Source organism: Streptomyces sp. NBC_00414 (genome assembly GCF_036038375.1).
In the GTDB taxonomy this organism is placed as follows: domain Bacteria; phylum Actinomycetota; class Actinomycetes; order Streptomycetales; family Streptomycetaceae; genus Streptomyces.
In genome coordinates, this window is record NZ_CP107935.1 from 311,140 (window position 1) to 331,022 (window position 19,883).

General features: G+C 69.6%; 15 protein-coding genes and 1 pseudogene. 7 read left to right on the plus strand and 9 right to left on the minus strand.

All coding sequences use genetic code 11. The annotated features are described in order from the left end of the window. Positions 1-4: 4 nt before the first annotated feature. Together OHS59_RS01470 and OHS59_RS01475 are read right to left on the minus strand one after the other, a co-directional pair. Positions 5-2,785, minus strand: a complete 2,781-nt coding sequence (locus OHS59_RS01470) for a DUF6493 family protein (protein WP_328491540.1) — start codon at positions 2,783-2,785, stop codon at positions 5-7. A gap of 59 nt (positions 2,786-2,844) precedes the next feature. Next, positions 2,845-3,099: pseudogene (locus OHS59_RS01475) on the minus strand (SWIM zinc finger family protein); the annotation flags it as partial. Between the two features lie 849 nt (positions 3,100-3,948). Between OHS59_RS01475 and OHS59_RS01480 the strand changes: the two are divergent. Further along, positions 3,949-4,125: a hypothetical protein gene (locus OHS59_RS01480; RefSeq protein WP_328491541.1), complete on the plus strand. Its 177-nt coding sequence runs from the start codon at positions 3,949-3,951 to the stop codon at positions 4,123-4,125. Positions 4,126-4,646: 521 nt separating this feature from the next. On the opposite strand, the gene OHS59_RS01485 is transcribed toward OHS59_RS01480, so the two are convergent. Together OHS59_RS01485 and OHS59_RS01490 are read right to left on the minus strand one after the other, a co-directional pair. Beyond that, positions 4,647-6,170 (minus strand): carboxylesterase/lipase family protein, encoded by a 1,524-nt coding sequence (locus tag OHS59_RS01485; RefSeq protein WP_328491542.1) that lies wholly within the window; start codon positions 6,168-6,170, stop codon positions 4,647-4,649. Between the two features lie 21 nt (positions 6,171-6,191). Continuing rightward, positions 6,192-7,106 (minus strand): MBL fold metallo-hydrolase, encoded by a 915-nt coding sequence (locus tag OHS59_RS01490; RefSeq protein WP_328491543.1) that lies wholly within the window; start codon positions 7,104-7,106, stop codon positions 6,192-6,194. 502 nt (positions 7,107-7,608) lie between these two features. Between OHS59_RS01490 and OHS59_RS01495 the strand changes: the two genes are divergently transcribed. Further along, positions 7,609-8,496, plus strand: coding sequence for a helix-turn-helix domain-containing protein (locus OHS59_RS01495; RefSeq protein ID WP_328491544.1), 888 nt, complete (start codon positions 7,609-7,611; stop codon positions 8,494-8,496). 137 nt (positions 8,497-8,633) lie between these two features. On the opposite strand, the gene OHS59_RS01500 is transcribed toward OHS59_RS01495, so the two are convergent. Continuing rightward, the gene (locus tag OHS59_RS01500; RefSeq protein WP_328491545.1) at positions 8,634-9,965 is read right to left on the minus strand and encodes an MFS transporter; all 1,332 of its coding nucleotides are present in this window, start codon (positions 9,963-9,965) and stop codon (positions 8,634-8,636) included. A 55-nt stretch (positions 9,966-10,020) separates the two neighbouring features. Here OHS59_RS01500 and OHS59_RS01505 point away from each other — a divergent pair, with 55 nt between their 5' ends. Next, a complete protein-coding gene (locus tag OHS59_RS01505; RefSeq protein WP_328491546.1) occupies positions 10,021-10,782 on the plus strand; it encodes a helix-turn-helix transcriptional regulator in 762 nt (253 codons plus the stop codon). A gap of 240 nt (positions 10,783-11,022) precedes the next feature. On the opposite strand, the gene OHS59_RS01510 is transcribed toward OHS59_RS01505, so the two are convergent. After that, positions 11,023-11,769: a sulfite exporter TauE/SafE family protein gene (locus OHS59_RS01510; RefSeq protein WP_328499005.1), complete on the minus strand. Its 747-nt coding sequence runs from the start codon at positions 11,767-11,769 to the stop codon at positions 11,023-11,025. A gap of 558 nt (positions 11,770-12,327) precedes the next feature. On the opposite strand from OHS59_RS01510, the gene OHS59_RS01515 reads away from it, so the two are divergent. From OHS59_RS01515 to OHS59_RS01525, 3 genes are all read left to right on the plus strand, one after another. Further along, the gene (locus tag OHS59_RS01515) at positions 12,328-12,966 is read left to right on the plus strand and encodes a hypothetical protein (RefSeq protein WP_328491547.1); all 639 of its coding nucleotides are present in this window, start codon (positions 12,328-12,330) and stop codon (positions 12,964-12,966) included. A gap of 211 nt (positions 12,967-13,177) precedes the next feature. Continuing rightward, complete coding sequence (locus tag OHS59_RS01520) at positions 13,178-14,377, plus strand: cytochrome P450 (protein ID WP_328491548.1); 1,200 nt, start codon at positions 13,178-13,180, stop codon at positions 14,375-14,377. Between the two features lie 12 nt (positions 14,378-14,389). After that, entirely contained in the window at positions 14,390-14,593 is a 204-nt protein-coding gene (locus OHS59_RS01525) for a ferredoxin (protein WP_328491549.1), read from the plus strand. An 86-nt stretch (positions 14,594-14,679) separates the two neighbouring features. Here OHS59_RS01525 and OHS59_RS01530 read toward each other — a convergent pair whose 3' ends face one another. The 3 genes from OHS59_RS01530 to OHS59_RS01540 form a co-directional block, all read right to left on the minus strand. Beyond that, a complete protein-coding gene (locus OHS59_RS01530; RefSeq protein ID WP_328491550.1) occupies positions 14,680-15,462 on the minus strand; it encodes an HD domain-containing protein in 783 nt (260 codons plus the stop codon). Positions 15,463-15,755: 293 nt separating this feature from the next. Continuing rightward, positions 15,756-17,624, minus strand: coding sequence for a leucine-rich repeat domain-containing protein (locus OHS59_RS01535; protein WP_328491551.1), 1,869 nt, complete (start codon positions 17,622-17,624; stop codon positions 15,756-15,758). Positions 17,625-18,080: 456 nt separating this feature from the next. Beyond that, the gene (locus OHS59_RS01540; RefSeq protein ID WP_328491552.1) at positions 18,081-18,578 is read right to left on the minus strand and encodes a peptidoglycan-binding domain-containing protein; all 498 of its coding nucleotides are present in this window, start codon (positions 18,576-18,578) and stop codon (positions 18,081-18,083) included. Between the two features lie 301 nt (positions 18,579-18,879). Here OHS59_RS01540 and OHS59_RS01545 point away from each other — a divergent pair, with 301 nt between their 5' ends. Further along, a complete protein-coding gene (locus OHS59_RS01545) occupies positions 18,880-19,848 on the plus strand; it encodes a helix-turn-helix domain-containing protein (RefSeq protein ID WP_328491553.1) in 969 nt (322 codons plus the stop codon). Positions 19,849-19,883 lie beyond the last annotated feature (35 nt).

Here is a 19,883-nt window from a genome sequence, read left to right on the forward strand (position 1 = left end):
CCGGTCAGCCCAGTACCTCGCGCAGCAGTCGCGCGTTCTTCACCACCTGGCTCGATCCGGTGCGTCCCGCGGCATTCGTGACCTCGGGTATCTCGCCCTTCGCCGCGCAGCGGGAGGCGCAGTCGACACCGAGGGCGAGCAGCGCTCCGGCGCTCCGGACGACGGGGTCACGCAGCAGGTGGGGCAGGAGGGCTTCCAGCACGGACCAGACGGTGGCGTACGCGCCCGTGTCGGCCGCAGACCGCAGGGAGGCAGTCACACGGCTCGCCTCGATCCGCCTGCCGCGCAGCATCAGGGTGAGTTGTCGTCCGAGCAGGTCGGTGTCCAGCTGTCCCCGCGCGGCGAGCACGAGCAGCGCGTCCACCGCCGCGTCGCGTTCGCCCTGCTGGTCGTAGGCAAGGGTGTACGCCAGTGCCAGATGCAGCGCGAATCCCGCCGGGCCGCCCGATTCCGCGGCGAACGGCAGAGCGTGGGCCCAGCCCCTGTCGGACACGCGGTACCCGAAGTAGTCGCGGACCATCACGAGTTCGCGGTGGTGCGGCAACTGGGCCAGCCAGAAGGGGACCATCGGGTGGTGGAGGACCTCCTCGTGCGGCTCGACCAGGGTCGCGGCGGCCGGGAGCAGTGCGGGACCCGGGGCCGGCTCGGGGGGCAGGTGGCTCAGCCAATCCGTCGGGTGCTTGCGCCAGTGGGCGTCGGGCCAGCCGGCCGGCATGGAGTCCCGGTGCGGCAGGCCGCCCCCGCGCAGCCACCGCGTGAGCCGATGCCCGGCGTCGGATCCGAGCTGCCCGGCCGCGGCCAGCACCCTCTCGTCGGCGGTCGGGGTGACGCGCAGCAGCGCTTGGGCCAGGTCGACCGGCGCGGGTGTGATGCCGAGCCCGTCGAGCACCGCGAGCCGCTGCACGAGTACGGCAGCCGCCAGCGCACCCGTGGCATCGGTCGGCACGGAGAGCAGGAACGGCTGCGCGTCGGTGTCGATGATGTCGATCGCCTCGGCCAGGCGCGCCCGCAGCAGCTCCCCCGCCGGGGAGGGGGCGTTGTGCCTGAGGCGGGCGGTGAAGTGGGACTTCCTCGGCTCGTCGCCCCGCAGCGCCCTGGCCACGTCGTACACGTCGGACTGGGTGAAGTCGAGGACCTCACGGGGTTCCTTGCGCATGACCGGCTTCAACGCCCGGGCCAGCGCTTCCCGGTCGAGGCGGGCGTGGCGGACCAGCCCGTCCAGGGCACGTTCGAACGCCACCACGTCCTTGTCGTTCGCGACGACCGCGGCAAGCTCCTCGGCGACCTCGACGACCGTCTCGATGGGACCCGGCACCGGGCGGGGTTCGGGCACGGCGGGCAGCAAGTCGGCGTACCGGCCGGTGAGTCGGTCCGATTCCTCGGTGAACTGGTTCGATTCGTCGGTGAACTGAGCCTGCGCGTCGGCGAGTTGGTCCGGCGCGGTGCCAAGGAGTTCCGCGGCCCGTGCCGCGAGACCGGGGCTGATCCGTGCGGCGGCCGTGCGCAGCTCCGGCAGTACGGAGTAGCCCGCGGCCTTGAGATGCCGGGCGATCACGTCGAGGGCCTGTTCCTGGAGGCCGACGTCCTGGTGGCCGAGGGCCGCGGACGCGTGGAGAACGGTCCGGGCGGCGCGCGCGGGGTCCTTGCGCGCCGCCCGGTCGAGCCGTACGAGCTGGTTGCGGACCAGTTTCTTCTCCGGGCGGAGCAGGACCCTCTCGCACACCTCGGTGAACACGTCGGACTCCAGCAACCCGGCCTCGTCCAGGCCGATCATGACCTCCTGGGCGTAGGAGGCCACCGGCGACGACAGGTCGAGCAGTGCCACATGGTCCCGGAGGGCGAGCGCGCTCTCGGCCGGGGTGAGAGCGAGGGCGCGCAGATACGCGAGCGGCGGCGCGGTCTGTGAACGTGTGCCGTTCTGGAGCAGCCGCGCGAGCAACGGCTCGGCCAGCGCTACGCGTTCGCGAGTCAGGGAGGCGTGCTCCGCCGGTGTGAGGGCGAGTTCTGTCAGTATCGCCGCGGATTTCCACGCCCATGATTCGGAGTCGGTCAGGTCGGTGAAGACGCGCCGGATCAGCGCGGCACGGTCGACCAGCCCCTCCTCACCGAGACTGATGAGGGCGCCCAGCATGGTGTCTTCCCTGACGTACGACCGGCCTCTGGTGGTGAGCAGGCTGTGGAACGATTCCGCGCCGAGGTACACGCCCGGTCGTTCCAGCGCCAGCGGGAGGAGCGTCGGTGACAGGTCGTCCGTGCGCAGCCGTTCCAGGATGGTGGCGCCCGGCCGGGGACCGCCGCGCAGGTGTGCCGGATGCTCCCAGGTGTTGTCGCGCCAGCGCAGCCAGCTCTGGATGAACCCGTCGGACGTCGGGACGGGACAGCCGGTGTCGTGGACGAGGTGTTCGACGAGGTCCGACCTGACGGTCCTCCCGGGCGTCGACCGGTCGGCGAGGTGTGCGGCGAGCTCGGCCCGCCAGGCGACGGGGTGGAGGTTCACCGCGTCGAGCATCCAGGCGCCGCCGAGGGGCAGAAAGAGCAAGTGGCCGCCGTTCTCGGGCCGCAGGATCCAGTCGGCCGCGGTCGCGGGATCGGTCCGGCAGCCGAGTTCGGCGGCGAGCTGGGCGGCCTTTTCCTCGTCGGACAGGGAAGGCCAGCCGGCCTGCACCGTCGCGCGCCGGGCCGCAAGGTCCTCGGTCTGGGCCGCGCGCGCGTCCGGCGTCAACGCGCCGAGTTCCCGGAGCACTCCTTCGACGTCGGCGGCTTCCGCGAGTTGAACCAACTTCATCGTGCCGCCTCCGATCGTGCCGGGTCCCCGACCGCTTCGGCCCTCGTGTCGTCGTCACTGTCGAGCCGGGCGTACACCCCGCAGCAGCCGGAGAAGAACTCGAAGCGCGGCCGGTCCCCGTCGGCCGTCACGACCGGGTCGAGCGAGGCCCCCGCGTTCGACCGGTAGGAGCGGGCCGCCGCCACATCGGCGACCGCCGGCAGAGCCGTCGCGGCGGCGGCCGACGCGCTGGTCGGTGCGGTCAGAAACCCGGCGGTGGGTCCACGCACGGCCGAGGGGTGTAAGTGGGAGTAGGACTGCACGAGTTGGGTCACGCACACACGCTACGACCAAGGACTGACACCGGAGATCAGCGACCACGGTTCGTCCGACACGATCCACGACCGCGACTGACGCCTCCACCTCTCCCAGACCAACGGTTCGGACGGGCAGTCCCGCATCCTGCCGGTCCTGAACTCCTACAGAAGGGTCGGCGCCATCCACGACGCCGGAGTTCCGGGGCAGGGTGGGGTCGGCCGTGACGGCGTCGAGGTCGCGCGGGAGGTGCTGAGCAAAGTGGCGGAGGCTGGGCAGTTCGGCGGTGACGCTGTCTGCTTCGATCCCCGCACCAACTGGGTACGGCCCCGCCGTCCCCCACGCCGCCGATCTCTGTCCGTTGTGCCCGCCGGCAGTGAGCGCTCTTGGAGCATGCGGGAGGAGGGACGCTCGATGGTCCACCGGTCGATGCGCAAGACGATCCGACGCCCCGGGGTGGGACGCCTCGTCCTGGACTGCGTCACGCTGCTGCTCTACGGGCTAACGTCATCGACGCTTACCTCAGCCGGGACACCGATGGCTTGTGGGCCTTGTCCCTCCTCGGCCACCCGACGCTTCCGCGCTGACATCGGCCGCTCACCCGGCCGGCTCCTCACCCGACCGGTGGCTGACCCGACCGGTGGCTCACCCAACAGCGCATCGGGCGAGCCCACGCCCTTCCTGGACCGCACCGACCTGCCCACCGACGAGGTCGCCTCCACCGCAGCTTCGGCACGGTCGGCTCACTGCGATTCGCCTACCCGCCGAACTGGGAGTCTCCCCTCGCCACCCGCCCGCGCGACTCGACGTGCGCTGGAGCGGCAGCTGATGAACAGTCGTACCAAGTTCCCCACCAGAAGGAGATCCTCATGCTTCGGCGTATCTCACTCGTTGTAGCCGGTGTGCTCGCGGTCGGCTTCATGGCCGCGGCCCCTGCCGCCGCTCACCCCTCGGACATTGAAGGCTGCTGGGCGTCCGGCGGCTTTGTGAAGGTCGACGACGTCAAGGTCGCGGACTTCGACGCCACCTGCTGGTCCGTCGACTGACAACGAGCCACAGACGGACCGGTGACCAGCCGTATGCGCAACTGCGCATGGCACGCGTCCCGGCCGTCCGCCGCCGGAGACGTCGTACGGGCCGCTGACCGCGGCCCGTACGACGTCGACGCGGCGGCCCTCACCGAGCAGTGGGCGGTGCGGCACAGCTTGTGTGGCGCGCCGAGGGCGGACCCGGGACCGACTGGCAATCCGGCGTCCGCTACGAAAGCGCGAACCCGCCCAGCGCACCCGCCCGCGGACGCGTGACTCGAACGTCGCCCGGCAGCCGTGGGACGAAAGCGAGCACGTGCCGGCGCTCCCCCAGGGACAGTCGCTACCGGTTTGGGCCGACACTCCGCCGCTCACGCGCGCGGCGCCTGGAAGCCGAGAGCTCGTCCGCCTCGCGCCTGTCCTACGGCGGCGCCGATGTCTCCTCCACGCGTCACGCTGCCGGGAACCCGTACTACGCCGCGCAGCGGGGAGCCCTCGGGTCTCGCCGCCCAGGTCGAAGCGAGTGCGGTCACCACACCTCATGACGGGGAGCGAACCACATGCGGGTCGGGTCGAGCCCACGCCTGTCGTTCCTGGCCGTGAGGGTCGTCGATCTGGGTCCACTCCGTGTCGATACGCATGGTGGTCCGGCGCTCGGGGTCGTAAGGGTCCCAGCCCGCATCACCCGTCGATGCGAACCGGATCCATGTCTCGTGCATGCGAGTGGCAAGGTCGGCGGGCGGCCCGTCGGGGCCGAGCAGAGCACGGGCACCGCGCAACCGGGGCAGCCGGGCGAGATCAAAGACGAAAGGCAACTCCACCGCGTGGGCGGCACCGAGCTGACCGTCCAGAGCGTGGGAACGCCACGCGAACTCATAGCCGAACGTGGCGGCCCCGGACCGGCCGGCGTGTGCGTCTGCCAGGGCCCGGCTGCCCGCACCGAACAGCGCGTCGCCCATGATGGCCGACCGCAGCTCGCCGAAGGCCGCTCCCGGGCGGGCCCTGCGGTACGTGTCCACGAGCCGGGCCGGATCGGGATGAGCACGTACCGCGACGGCTTCCACGTCCTGGCTCGTCGAGGTGGCGTAGGTGCCCACCGGGACCAGGTAGAGGTTTCCCTCCTCCGTGTTCGTCCCGATGAGCAGGTCGACGTCGGCACCGAGGCCCGCCACGACGGTATCGGCGGGCTGGGTGTCCAGGACCAGGCTGAAGGGGCTGAGCCCGACCAGCGGGTCGTGGTGGGTCGCTGTCCGCAGGTCGATGCCGGCGAGTGCGGAGGCCGCTTCGACCAGGCGGTCGTCCGGGATCCTCGCGAAGGCGTCGACGTGCGGCTCGATGCCCAGGTGCCGTGCGGCAGCCCCGGTGACACGGGCCGCCTGCTCGGTCGTGAACGCGCCCAGGCCGTTGCCGCTCTGGACGATCGCCCGGCGGAAGAGGCCCGCGGCCTCCGGAGTCGCCAGAATCCCGCCGACGACGGTCGCCCCCGCGGACTGACCGAAGAGAGTGACATTGTGCGGGGCCCCGCCGAAGGCGGCGATGTTGTCCCGCACCCAGCGCAGCGCGGCCACGACGTCGAGCAGGCCGCGGTTCGCGGGCGCCCCGGGAATGTCGAGGAACCCCCCTATACCCAGGCGGTAGTTGAGGGTCACGAGGACGACACCGTCACGGGCGAAGGCAGAACCGTCGTACAGCGCGGACCGCGTCGACCCGGCGACGAATCCACCGCCGTGGACGAACACCATGACGGGCAGGTCGCCGTCCGCGTGGGCGGGTGTCCAGACGTTGACCGTGAGGTAGTCCTCCCCATGGCTCCAACCGGTCCCGAAGTAGGGGGACATGTCCACGCTGCCGAGGCTGCGTTCGGACTGCGGCGCGTTGGGTCCCCGCGCCGTGGCGTCCCGGACCCCGTCCCACGGTTCGTGCGGTTGCGGCGCCGCGAAGCGGCCGGCGCCACGGGGCGGAGCGGCGTAGGGGATGTTCAGGAAAGCCGTGGTGCCGCCCTGGCTCAGGCCGCGGACGGATCCCCTCGTCGTGGTCACGACAGGGTCGGTGTGATCGTTCACTGATGTGCCTCTCCGCAGGGCTCAGCCCTGCTCGGTGTACGGGGCGAAGGCGGCCCAGCCTGTGATGGCGAACCTGCTGCCGTCGCGCACAACTTCCGCGGCGCCGTGGCCGCCCAGGTGCGCGGGAACGACGAGGGCGTTGTTGTCCGCCGCCCAGCCCAGCACCTTGCGGCGGGTGGCGCGCGCCTGCGCGGGGTCCTCGCAGAAGCAACTGTTGGAGTCCGGTTCGAGGATCTGCACAGGACTGTGCAGCAGGTCGCCGACGAGGACCGCTCGGTCCGACCCGGAGGTGAGGGTGAGTACGCAGGATCCGGGGGTGTGTCCCGGGGCGGTGTCCAGACGCAGACCGGCGTCGATCTGGTGGCTGTCCTCCCACAGCAGCGTCTGGCCGGCCTGGTGAACCGGGGCGACACTGTCCTCGAACACGTTCTGGTTGCCGCGTCCGAGTACGGTCCTGTGGCCGTTGTCCGGGTGCCAGAAGTCGAAGTCGTCCTTCGGCATGAGGTAGGTGGCGTTGGGAAAGGTGGGGACCCAAGTACGCCCGTCGAGGTAGGTGTTCCAGCCGACGTGATCGATGTGCAGGTGCGTGTTGATCACGATGTCCACGTCCTCGGGACGGACACCGGCGCGGGCGAGGTTGTCGAGGAAAGCGGTGTCCATCCGGCTCCACACAGGCGCGTACGGGCGCTCCTTGTGATTGCCCACGCCGGTGTCGACGAGGATGGTCCTGCCCTCACTGCGCAGCAGCCAGGTCTGGATCGCCGAGTTGACGATCCGGGTGTCGTCGTCCAGGAAGTCCGGAACCAGCATTCCACGGTTCTCTTCCCATGCCTTCGCGGGGCTTTCCGGAAAGAACGTCTCGGGCGTCATGTCCACGGGCCCGGAGTACTCCCAGACGCGGGTGAGTGAGATGTTCCCCAAGGTAATGGTGTTCATGGCCGGTCTCCACTGTGTCGTCTCATCAGGTGTCTTGCCTCATCGGGTGTGTCGTCTCATCGGGTCGGTCCGTCCGGCGGGACGGCTGCTGTCGGTGACGCGGCGGGAAGGGCGACGCCGGTGGCCATGTGGTCGCGGAGTGCGTCGCGGCGCGTGCGGCCGAGCACCGGGTCCAGGCTCTGGTGAACGTGTGCTCGGCCGTCTCGGACCCGGGGGCGGAGCCGGTCCGGCGGGTGGTGTTGTGCAAGAAATGCTCCTGGATCGGACGGACGGCGGACGGCGGACGGCCGATCGGGTAAGGGCTGAGGGCCGACCGGGCCGGGGAGCCGCCCAGGGCTCAGGCCCACTGCCGACACGGCCGACGGGCGGCCGGGACGGGGTCGCCGGGGGTGAACGGTGCTGAACCCATGTCAGCGGCATCGCGGCGGCCCAGCCAGACCAGGCCGTGCCTATCCCTGGCCGGGGCAGGCTGCCGTTCGGCGGGGCTCGCATACTGGACCCCATGCGCGGACAGCGAGAACTCGGGAACTTCCTGCAGATCCGGCGGGCTCGGCTCCACCCCGAGGACGTCGGCCTGCCGGACTACGGCGACCGCCGCCGCGTACCCGGCCTGCGACGTGAGGAACTGGCACTGCTGGCCGGCGTGAGTGCCTCGTACTACACGCGTCTCGAGCAGGGCCAGTCCGTGGGCGCCTCACCGGAGGTCCTCGACGCCATCGCCCGGGCGCTGCACCTGGACGACGCCGAGCAGCGTCACCTCCACGACCTGGCGGGCAGCATGAAACGACGTGCGGTCGTCCACCACCCGCCCGCCGAACACGTCGACGCGACGACCTTCAACCTGCTGGAGGCCCTCGGTGACGTTCCGGCGCTGGTCAGCGGACGGCGCAGCGACGTGCTCGCATGGAACCGGATGGGGCACGCACTGTTCGCCTCTCACATCGACCCGGCCGCCCCGGCGGATCCCGGCAACCGCCCCAACCTGGCCCGCCTGATCTTCCTCGACCCCCACACCCGCGCCCTCTACGCCGACTGGCCGAGCAAGGCGAGGGCTGTCGTCGAGAACCTTCGTATGACGGCCGGCCGGCACCCCGACGACGCGCTGCTCACCTCTCTCGTCGGCGAGTTGACCATAATGAGTCCGGAGTTCGCCGCCATGTGGGCCGACCACGGTGTCAGCCCCTGCGACTCCGCCGTGTACGAGATGCACCACCCGCTGGTCGGCAGCCTCACCGTGACGCAGCAGAGCCTGCGGCCTCCGCAGGACGAGGAACGGCACATCGTGCTCGCCGTCGCCGAACCCGGCTGCGCGTCGCAGGCCGCGCTCCACCTGCTCGCCCAGGCGACAGCCCCGTCGGCCCGTCTGGAACGCCCTACGGACCACATCTGACCGGGCCACCACGACACGACCGGTTTCGTTGACCAGCCGCTGCACGCTCAACGGTCCGGGCCGGTCCGCCGGGCGGGAGAGGGGACGGTGTGTCGCCTCGTAGACCTGGAGAAACTGCCAGGCCTTGCCATGACCCCCTAGCTCTGCCGAGTCGTGTGGTCGGCTTGCGTGGAGGCGGTGTCGTAGTGCCAGAACGGCCGGACGAGCAGCGCTCCGCCGAGGACGACGACGAGGCACAGCAGCGAACTGCCGCTCCATGCGAGGCCGAGACCGGTGGCCGAGGCCATTGCACCGGCACGCAGGTCGCCGAGCCGGGGCCCGCCCGCGACGACGACGGTGAAGACACCCTGCAGACGACCGCGCAGGGCATCGGGAGTGCAGGTCTGCAGGATCGTCTGGCGGTAGACCGCGCTGACCAGGTCCGCCGCCCCGGCCGCCGCCAGCAGGACCACGGCGGCCAAAAGATGGTCGACCATGCCCGCGAGCGCGACGGCCGCCGACCAGACGGCCACCGCGAGAGCCAGCGCCCGCCCCTGACGGCGTACCCGGCCGATCCATCCGCTGAGGAGTCCGGCTGCGACCGAGCCGATCGCGATGGCCGAGTACAGCAGGCCCGCTCCTCCGTGGAACCGCAGCGCTGCGGCTTCCGGGAAGAGGGCGGTCGGCATCGCCAGTGTCATGGCCGCGATGTCGACCGCGAAGGACATCCACAGCACGGGGGCGGCCGCGATGAAGCGCAGCCCGTCCAGGACCGGACGCAGTCCGCCGGCGCGGATCCGCGTACCGGTCGGCTTGACCGGAGGGAGGCGGAAGGCTGAGTACAGCAGGAGGGAGAACAGCAGAGCGTCGGCACCGTAGGCCCAGCAGTAGCCGTTCGGCAGGGCGATCAGGGCGCCGGCCACCAGCGGTCCGGCGATCTGCCCGACGTTGCCCGCGGTGAAGTACAAGGTGTTCGCGGCGGGCACCAGGTGGGTGGGGACGACCCGGGGGATGATCGCGCCCCGGGCCGCGGACGACATGGCGAACGCACCGGCCTGGACGGCCACGAGAACCAGGATCAGCGGTACCGATCGCACCGCCGCGACGGCCTGGAACAGCAGCGCCAGCGTCGTCGCCCATGTGACGAGCGCCGACGCCAGGTACAGCACGCGGCGGTCGAACCGGTCGGCGACGACGCCTCCGTACAGCCCGAAGACCACGAGCGGCACGAGTCCGGCCAGTCCTGTCAGGCCCACGGACAGGGACGACCGCGACAGCGCGTAGACCTGCACGGGGATGGTGACTCCCGTGACCATGGTCCCGATGTACGCCGCGCTCTGCCCGATCAGCAGGCGTCGGAAGACGGGATGCGCCAGTGGGCGGGTGTCGAGCGCGGCGCCACGCAGACCGGAGGTGATCCGTGATTTCAAAGGGTGAGGGGCGACGGAAGGTCGGTGGTCGGAGGGCGGGATCTGCGGCGTCGTGGGCATGGTCGTCACGCTCGCAGGGCCGTGCAGTGTGCCGCTTCCGTTATTCTGCCGTCATATGTCGGAAAACGGTCAGGCAGCAGGGACGGACAGGGAGCCCAGGGACTCCACCCACGCACATCTCGCGGGTGAGGTCATCGGGCGTCATCAGCACGGCTATCACCAGCTCCTGTACGTCAGCGCCGGTGTCCTGGCGGTCCAGACGGGCGAGGCGTCCTGGGTGGCGTCCAGTGCCCGCGGTATGTGGATCCCGGCGGGGACCTGGCACCAGCACCGGGTGCACGGACACAGTTCCGTGCACACCCTCGGATTCCCCGTCCACGACGTTCTGCTCGACTCCGTGACGCCGGTCGTCGTGGCCGTCGACGCCCTGGTCCGCGAACTGATCATCGCGTGCAGTGAACCGTCCCTCCCGATACCGGAGGCGAACCGCCTCCGTGCCGTCCTGCGGGACCGGTTGCGGCGCGCGCTCATCGAGCCGTTGACGCTGCCCGTGCCCGGGAGCCCTCTCCTGAAGCAGGCCTGTGCGCTGGTGGCCGACGATCTGCAACACCCGCGCACCGCAGTCTGGTTGGCGAAGCGTATCGGGGTGAGCGAGCGCACCCTGGCCCGGCTGTTCAGGACCGAGCTGGGCATGACGTATCCGCAGTGGAGGACCAATGTGCGGGTCTTCCACGCCATGGTGCTGTTGGCGGAGGGCGCCAACGTCAGCGAGACGGGACGGCGATGCGGCTGGGCGACGACCAGCGCCTTCATCGACACGTTCAACCGCACCATGGGACAGACGCCGGGGACCTACCGTGCCCGATCCGGCGCGTGAGGCACATGAGATGAAGGAACGAATGCCGGCCTTCCAAAGGGCCGTTGCGGTCTGTGCCGGAGGACGTGGCGAAGGAGTACCCCCCCCCACCCAGGCTGACGGCGTGCGTGTACGCGGTGGCACCGCCGCATTCTCGACCGCGGGCTTCGGGACCCCCGGCATCTGCGGGGGTACAGGAGTCCGCACCGCACTGTGGAGGCCGACAGACGGGTGCGGCGCCGGGGAGGTCGATCGAGCAGGTCAGCGCAGTGAGTTGACCGCGTAGAGCGTGCCGAGCGCGGCGGCCAGGATGCCGAGCAGGAGGCGTAGGTACATCTCGGGCAGGCGCGGCTGGAGGCGGGCGCCGACGTAGCCGCCGATGAGACCTCCCAGGCCGCAGACCAGGCCGAGGAACCAATCGGGTGCGACGCTGCCGCTGCCGGCCAGGGACAGCAGGGCGTAGGTCGAGGCGCCGACCACAGAGGTGGCGAAGGTGGAAGCGAGCGCGGCCGGGGCGACCTTGGCCACGGGAACGCCGCGCCCGACGAGGACGGGGCCGAGGATCGAGCCGCCACCGATGCCGTAGATGCCGCCCACCACACCGACCGCGAGCGCCAGGGCGGTGACCGTGCGGGGCGAAGGCCCGGAACGTCGAATCTCCGCAGGCACAGATCGCAGAGTCCGGGCGATGAGCCAGATGCCGAGCGGCAGCATCAACGCAGCGACCAGGAGGCGGAAGACGCCCGGGCCGGGAAGGGCGAATACGCGGATGACTGCCCCGAGGACTACGCCGGGCAGGGTGCCCAGCACGAGGTGGCGTACGAGTGGCCCGGTCAGGACGCCGTCGCGCCGGTAGCGCAGCAGGGCACCTGGCCCCGCGACTACGTTGTAGAGGAGGTTGGTAGGCGTGACGGCCGGGTTGGGCACGGCGAAGACGCTGAGCTGCACCGGGAGCAGGAACACCGCCCCGGACACTCCGACCGGCGCGGTCACCACGGCTATCAGCATTCCGACCGCGAGGCCGGCCGCTCCCAGCTCCCATCCCACCCAGTGCCCCCATGTCGCCGTGCCCCCGTGTCGCCGTCGGCTGATGCCGGCCTGTATCGCTCGTCCTGCCGCGACAGCCTAGATCGCTCGCGTCTCGCTGCCTCAGCACGCTCCACGCCCCCGCGATCGAGGTGTGACGGCACACGCGGACACCCTTCGCTGCGACAGGGCAGAGGCAGCCGTATCCGATGGCTACGAGAACCGCGTTGGACGGGTGACCGTCACGCGGCGACGCCTACGGCATCCGTCGGCCGGAAGGGTTCGGGCCACGGTCATGGTTTCGCGGCGTATCCCCCATGTCCTCGTGCGGCACGTCGGCGAGCAGCACACCGTCGTGGCGCTTCGCCCGTCGCCAGTGCCGGCTCCGGCACGTCGTGTCGAAGTACCGCCGACGAGCGCCCGCACACGTTTCGAAGGCACCTGAGGCCGTGTGGGGTGACGATCCGGATGCTTCTCCTGTTGAAGGCCCAGGTGGCAGCCGAGAGCATCAGGTGTTCGCGTTCAGGAGATGATCGCCTCATGAGCTTCGCCGGTTGTGCCGAACGCGTTCGTGACCGAAGCCTTCCCCACGGGCGGCGCCACACCGCCCTGCGGTGCGCTGTCGGCCACTATTGCCCACTCGGATTCAAGGCGACGTGGTCGTACCTGAGCACGGCCGGCAGCCTCAGGCACGACGAAGCGGCCCTACTGCGGGCCCTGGACATGCTGGAGCTGAGCCGAAACGTGTGGCTCACCGAGTTGGAGGCTTTCGCCGACCGGCGCCGCACGGAGAAACGTCAGAATCGACGAATACCCTCGGCGACGGATCTCCTCCATGTGCACGGCCGGCGGTGGCCCGGCCCTCAAGGGCATCACGCGATGTTCCGGGAGGTCGAACTCTTCTGGGCCGCGCACGCCAAGATTCCGTTCCCTGAAGTACCACATGCTGACAAACCTGACCTTGTCCACCTGGACTCATCGATTGCCGGATGCATCTCGACCTACCTTGGCAATGGTGGGTCGGCAGGACCGGGCCACCGAGACATCCTCCTGAACTGTCTGCCCGAACTCGACAGACGTTGTGCTCAATTGGGATACCCGACGACCTTCACCGAGGCCTTCGCCTACTTCCGCCGCCTGGGGAAGGCGGCCGAGCTGGTAGTCAACGACAGGCCATGAGAGCGGCAGCAACAGCGGACCTACCGTCGGCACAGGACCACCCCCGCACAGACCGGCGGCTCGGTCGTGGCGAGACCGGGCTGTCCCGGGGCGACGGCCTCCAGCCATATCGCGCCCGCCGACAATCTGGCCGAACAAGTCGTCGCCCTATAGATGCCCCAGGCATCTAATGAAGGTCTGTACGTCGCACCCTTCGTCTGCGAGGTCTTCCATGACAGAAGCGGAACCTGTCGCCTTCCCCCAGGACCGGACCTGCCCGTACCACCCGCCCGCCGCCTACGCCCCTCTGCGGGCGACCCGCCCACTGTCCCGGGTCACCCTCTACGACGGTCGTCCGGCCTGGCTGGTCACCGGACGAGACACCGCCCGCGCCCTGCTCGCCGATCCTCGCCTGTCCTCCGACCGCGCCCGCGACGGTTTCCCGGCGCCCACGGCTCGGTTCGCGGCGATCAAGAACCGGAAGACCGCCCTGCTGGGCTTCGACGACCCGGAGCATCGCGTCCAGCGACGCATGGCCGTTCCCGGTTTCACGCTCCGGCGGGCCGGCGAGATGCGCCCGCGCATCCAGCGGATCGTGGACGAACGCATCGACGCGATGACCGCCCAGGGGCCGCCCGTCGAGCTGGTAGGCGCTTTCGCGCTGCCGGTCCCCTCGACCGTGATCTGTGCCCTGCTCGGCGTGCCGTACACCGACCACGACTTCTTCGAAGGACAGTCCAGGCGGTTGCTGCGCGGCCCGAAGACCGAGGACGTCATGGACGCCCGAGATCAACTGGAGGAATACTTCGATGAGTTGATCGACCGCAAACGCAATCAGCCTGAGCCGGGCGACGGCATGCTCGACGAACTCGTGCAACGACAGCTGCGGGACGGGGAGCTGAACCGTGAGGAACTGATCGCCCTGGCGATCATCCTGCTGGTCGCCGGCCACGAGACGACCGCCAACATGATCTCACTCGGCACCTACACTCTCCTCCAACACCCGGACCGGCTGGCGGAGTTGCGCACCGATCCCGCGTTGATTCCGGACGCGGTCGGGGAACTCATGCGGATGCTGTCGATCGCCGACGGGCTGCTGCGGATGGCGCTGGAGGACATCCAGGTGGCCGGGACGACCATCAGGGCGGGCGACGGCGTCGTCTTCTCCACCTCGGTCATCAACCGCGACGAGGACGTCTACGCCGACCCGGACACCCTGGACTGGCACCGGCCCGCCCGCCATCACGTCGCGTTCGGCTTCGGCATCCACCAGTGCCTCGGCCAGAATCTCGCCCGCGCCGAACTGGAGATCGCCCTGCGCACCCTCTTCGACCGGCTGCCCACTCTCCGCCTCGCTGCCCCCGCGGACGAGATCCCCTTCAAACCCGGCGACACGATCCAAGGGATGCTGGAACTCCCCGTGACGTGGTAGGGGCGCCGTTCCATGTCTGATGACATCGAGATCGACCGCGACGTCTGCATCGGTGCGGGTCAGTGCGCCCTGACCGCCCCAGGTGTCTTCACCCAGGACGACGACGGCTTCAGCACGCTTCTGCCCGGCCGGGAGGATGGCGGCGGCCCCCTGGTCCGGGAGGCCGCCCGGGCCTGCCCCGTCTCCGCCATCACGGTGTCCGGGACGGCCGGCTGACCGCCTGGTGACCCGCGCGAAACGAAGAGCGCGGCCTTCTCCGCAAGGCGGCCCGGATATTGCGCGGCGGAGACGCCGAGTCCGCGTCAGTCGTCGCCGGTGTCTGTCCGTGTGGTCCTGGCCTGCTCCTGATCAGCCGGTCGTGCCGGGGACGACCCAGTCGAGTGCGGATCCAAGGAGGACATGGAGGTCTCGCCCGGTTCGGAGGTCTCGGTGGCCGGGACGGTTGTCACCGCTGCCGAGGTCCACGAAGTCGAGTCCGGTCGAGACCCGCTCCTGGCTGTCGGGTGGGACATCTGGAAGGCCAGGCGCTCATCGGCCTGGTCACCGATGCGGGTGAGCACACTGTCCAGTTCGAGGAACTCTTCCCAGACCGGCCTTCCGCTCGTCGCCGCGAGTCCGGCGACCACAAGGTCCTCAAGTTCCGGGACCCGCTGGTTTTTCCAGATCTTGTCGGCCAAGCTGACCAGGCGGTCTTCCATCCCGGCCCCTTCGGTGGTCCAAGCGGCGTGTGTCGCTGCGAAGCGTGCCCTGGCGGGATCGACGCCTCGGGCCGAAAGCAGCTCACGGCCGGCTTCTTCGTGCTGTGAGCCGGCGGCAGACAACTCGGCGGGGTGCAAAGTCTTGCCGATGTCGTGGGTGGCCGCCCCGAAGAGAACGGCCTGCGGGCTGATGCCCAGATCGAGATCGCGGGTGTCGATCCATTCGAGGAGCTGCCCCGCAACGTCGTGGACTGCTCGCAGATGCGCGACCAGCCGCGGCGGAGCGTCCACACTGTGCAGCAGTTCGGCTGCTTCGAGCGGCAGTGGACGCAGCGGAGGTCGGCCGGTGTCCTGGAGGGCGATCGACAGTACTCGCGAGAGCGTCATCGCGACAGGTTAGCCGCCACGGGTGGACGGGCTGGTCGTCCAGTGCCGGGTGAGGGGCGCCCGGGAGACGCTGGACGTCACGCTGTGGCGGCGCATTGAAAGCCTGTCGAACGCCGCGTCGTTGAGACGGGCAGGCGGAAGCGGTCGGCAACGCCGCTTCCGCCTCCGCCGCAGTGCGCTCTACGCACTGCTACAACGGGCGACCGGCAGATGTACGCCGAACGACGGCCTCCGTCGGTGGGGTCGGGGACAGGTGGCCGGGGGTTGGTCAGCTGTTGCCGGGACTCCGACGGTCAGCGCTGGTCGATCGCGAGCCCGCGTGCCGCGAGTTCGGTCAGGACTGGATCGCGTCGGCCCTGCAGTATCTGCGCGTTCATCTGCAGGGACTTGTTGAGCCGTCGCAACGACTTCATGTCGAGCAACGGTCCGAACTCGGTGAGGGAATGCAGGCCACCGAGGAAGAGTTCGGCGAGGTCGGGCAGATCGGCCAACGTACTGATGTCCGCCACTTCGTCCAAGTAGCCCATGCGCAGGGACTGGAGCGATGCGAGGCCGGCCAGGGGCGAAAGATCCCTCCACGGCAGGTGGGACAGATAGAGCCGGGTCAGGGAGCCGAGGGCAGGGAAGTCGATCAGCCGCGGGACCCGTTCCACGCTCAGTACGCGCAGGTCGGGGCAGGTCTCCAGGATGCCGAGCGAGTCGAGGCTCGTGACCGTGTCGAGTGTGAGGTGGGTGACCGGGACGCCGGCCAGCCCGCTGATGTCCTTGAGCGCACGACAGTCCCGCACACTGACCTCGGTGAGGGCGGTCAGGCCGTCGAGGTGCCCGAGGTCGGTGAGCAACGGAAGACCGCTGAACTCCAGTTCACGCAAAGTCGGCAGATCTCCCAGGTCACCCGGGCTGCTCAGGCTGTCCGTACGGCTGACGGACAGTTCCTCCAGTGCGCGATGGGAGCCGAGGCCGGTGAGGTCCAGAAGCCCGGGACATCTGTCGAGACTGAGTCCGCGGAGACCGGGGAGGGACGCGAACGGGGAGAGGTCCCGGATCAGGCCCAGCCCGTCCAGGTGAAGCCTGAACGCCGCGGCGAGGCCCGCCAGGTGCTCGAAGTCCGCCAGCGCGGGGCAGTTTTCGAAGGTGATCTTTTCCAGGGAACGCAGGGACCCGACTCCCGCGACGGAGGCGAACCGTTCGCTGTCCACGATCCGCAGTTCCGTCAGGTTCGTCAGCGCGGAGACTCCGCGCAGGTCGACCAGTTCCGGGCAGCCCTTGATCTCCAGCCTCGTCAGCCGAGGGTGGTGGCCAAAACCGGTGAGGGACTGGAAGCGAGGGCAATCCTCGATGACCAGTTCGGAGAGGTCCGTTGCCGTGGCGATGCCGGTCAGGTCACGAAGCTGCTTGCAGCTCGCCAGGCGCAGGGAGACGAGCGCGGGCACGTTGGTCAGACCGGTCAGGTCGCGGACGGCCGTCCAGCCGAGATCGAGGTGGGTGAGACGGGTCAGGCCGGAGAGCTGCGCGGGGGATTTGAATGACCGGCAGCCGCGCAGGTTCAGGTGCCGAAGCTGGGGAAACGCAGCTGCGAAATCAGTCACGGAAGCGACCCTGGTGATGCTCAGGTCGAGGTGGTGCAGTTGGCTGAGGGACAGCAGCGGCTTGACGTCGGACACCGGACGGCAGCGGTGCAGGCTCAGCCAGGTGAGCTGTGCAAGGCCGCTGAGAGGGGCCAGGTCCTCGACTCCCGCGCAGCCGTTCAGGTCTAGATGGCGCAGGTCGGTGAGCGCGCCGAGTTCCGTGAGGTCGGTTATCTCCTTGCAGCGGTCCACCGTCAGCGTGCGCAGCATGGTGAGGTGCCGCAAGCCCGACAGTGAGGTCACGCGCTTCAAGGTCAGCTCCGTACGGCCTTCACGGTGAAAGGCCGGCGCCAGCAGCGCCTCGGCGAATCCGTCCGGATCGGCGGCCGTCGGCCACAGCCGCAGCAGCGTGTCCAGGGCGAGGTCCGCGACCGGCGCGAAACGGGCGGCCAGCTTCAGCGCGGCGCCGTCGTCGGCGACCACCGTCAACTCGCGCACCGCCTTGCGAGCCTGAGCAGGCTTCGCCGTTGAGAGCAGGACGGAGTAGGCCACGACGAGTTCGTCCGGGCTTCCGCCACCGGTGATCGAAGTCATGCCCGAACCCTACAACTCCGTTTCCACCGGCCCCTGAACACCGATTTCTGAACTCGTCGGAGGGCTCGGGTTCGACGTGGCGCACGGCCCGGGCGAGCATCATCGCGTCGACCATTTCGCTGAGCAGGCGCGTGGCTCTGTGACGGGGCTCGCCCGGGCGGCACGTTTCCGCACGATGTCGGTCGCGAGTTGCTCGTACGCGGCCCGCGCCGGCGCGATCCGATGGGGCCGGCGATGATCGGTCCATGGCCACCAGGACACGGGCCGTGGTGATCGGGGCGCGTATGAGCGGCCTGCTGACGGCTGGGGCGCTCAGCGATTCGCTTGATCACGTCGTCGTGGTCGAACGGAGCCGCTTGCCGACCGGGCCCGGTCACCGCCGGGCCGTATTGGCCCGCAAGGCCGAGGGCGACGCCGGCCTCAGGTACAGAGGTCGGCATCGGCACATCGCGTCGGCTAGAACCCGGTGTCGAGGCAGGCGATATAGGTACCGCCCGGGGTATACAGCGGCCACCGCATCTCTCCACGGGTCGCCGGCCCGTAGACGCCGTCGGCGGTCACGCCGAGGCGGTTGGCCTGGAGCCACTCGACGGCATCCACCGTGCCGGTTCCGTAGACCCCGTCCGCCCCTCCGGTGTTGATGATCCGATTGGCGGCATAGGTGCCGGGGTAGCAGGAAACGATGGCTCTCTGCAGCGCCGTCACGGCGTTCGAGCTGCCCGTCTGATATTGCATGTAACAGCTCAGACCGTTGCCGGTGCGCGCGGGGACCGTGAAGTGGTTGCCGGAGCCGTTCAACCCGTCGGTGCGCTTCACCGTCGTGTTGCACGGACCGTAGGCGGCGTGGGCCGGCGCGGTCATCACCGGGCTGGCCGTCAGGCCGGCGGCGAGGAGAAGAGCCAAAGCCCCCACCGCTCCGACGCGCATGCGGAGCGTCGTCGATACTCGTTGCACGATGCAATCCTTCCGGTCGTTGACGTCGTCTCGGTGACGGCCTCGACCATGGACCTTAGGGACGCCGTGACCTTCGGACTTTGTCATCCGTGCAAGGAAATGTGTCAGTAGCGCACCACCCCACGCTGACGCCACATCAGGCGAGGGAAGCCTGAACACGCCGGTCGAAGCCGTTGCACGGCGAGATCGAATCCTGCCAAGCTGAAACCGGGAACTGTCCGTGTCGGGGGGCGCTTGTGGGGGAACGGGCCGAGGTACGGCCAGGCCGGATGCATGACCGACGCGGACGAGGGTCTGCTTCATGAGCCCGGTTCTGGACACCGCGTTCATACCGCCGCGCGACCGGGAGGAAGTGGTCCGGCACGCCGTGTGGGAATCCGTGGTGGCGGTCGACATCGATCACCGTCCGCCCCCTCAGGACCTCTCCGTCCGTATAGGGCTCGGCACCGTCGGACCCCTGAGGATCCTCTCGGCGCGGGCCACCGCGGTCACGATCCGTCGTACGCGACAGCTGACCCGGCAGGACGAGGAGCCTGCCGTCTTCCTCGGCCTTCAGGTGACGGGCACCAGCCTGGTGGCGCAGAACGGACGCGAGTGCGTGCTGGGACCGGGGGAATTCGCCGTCTACGAATCGATCGCTCCCTACACACTTCTCTTCGACGAGGGAGTCGACCACCACTTCCTGCGTTTCCCCCGCGCCGCACTCGCGCTCCCCGACCGGCTGTTACGAGACACCAGCTCAGTCACCCTGGGACCCGACAACCCCATTGCGCGTCTTGCCTCCACCTACTTCTCCCAACTGGCCGGCAGCGACGAGCTGCACCAGGGTGCGCACGCGGACGCCGCCGTGGAACCCAGCGTCGAACTCCTGCGGGCCGTGCTGACGACCCAGTACGGCAACTCCGGCCTTGCCAAGGATCCGTTGGAGGCAACACTCAGCCTGCGGATCACTCAGTACATCCGCGCGCACCTGGCTGAGCCGGATCTGTCGGCGGCACGGATCGCCGCCGCACACGACATCTCCGTACGTCATCTCTACGCCGTGCTCTCCCGGTCCGGCATCAGCCTCGGAGACTGGATCCGCACGCACCGTCTGGCGGAGTGCAGGCGCGAGTTGGCCGGCCCGGGCGGCCGGCTGCGGACCATCGCGGCCATAGGACGAAGGTGGGGCTTCGTGGACGCGACCCACTTCAGCAAGGTGTTCAGACAGGCATACGGGCTCTCGCCCCGGGCCTGGCGCGACCAGCACACCCCCCGCTCCCCCGCGTGACGGTCTCCGCGCGGACAAGTTTCGCGTGACCGACC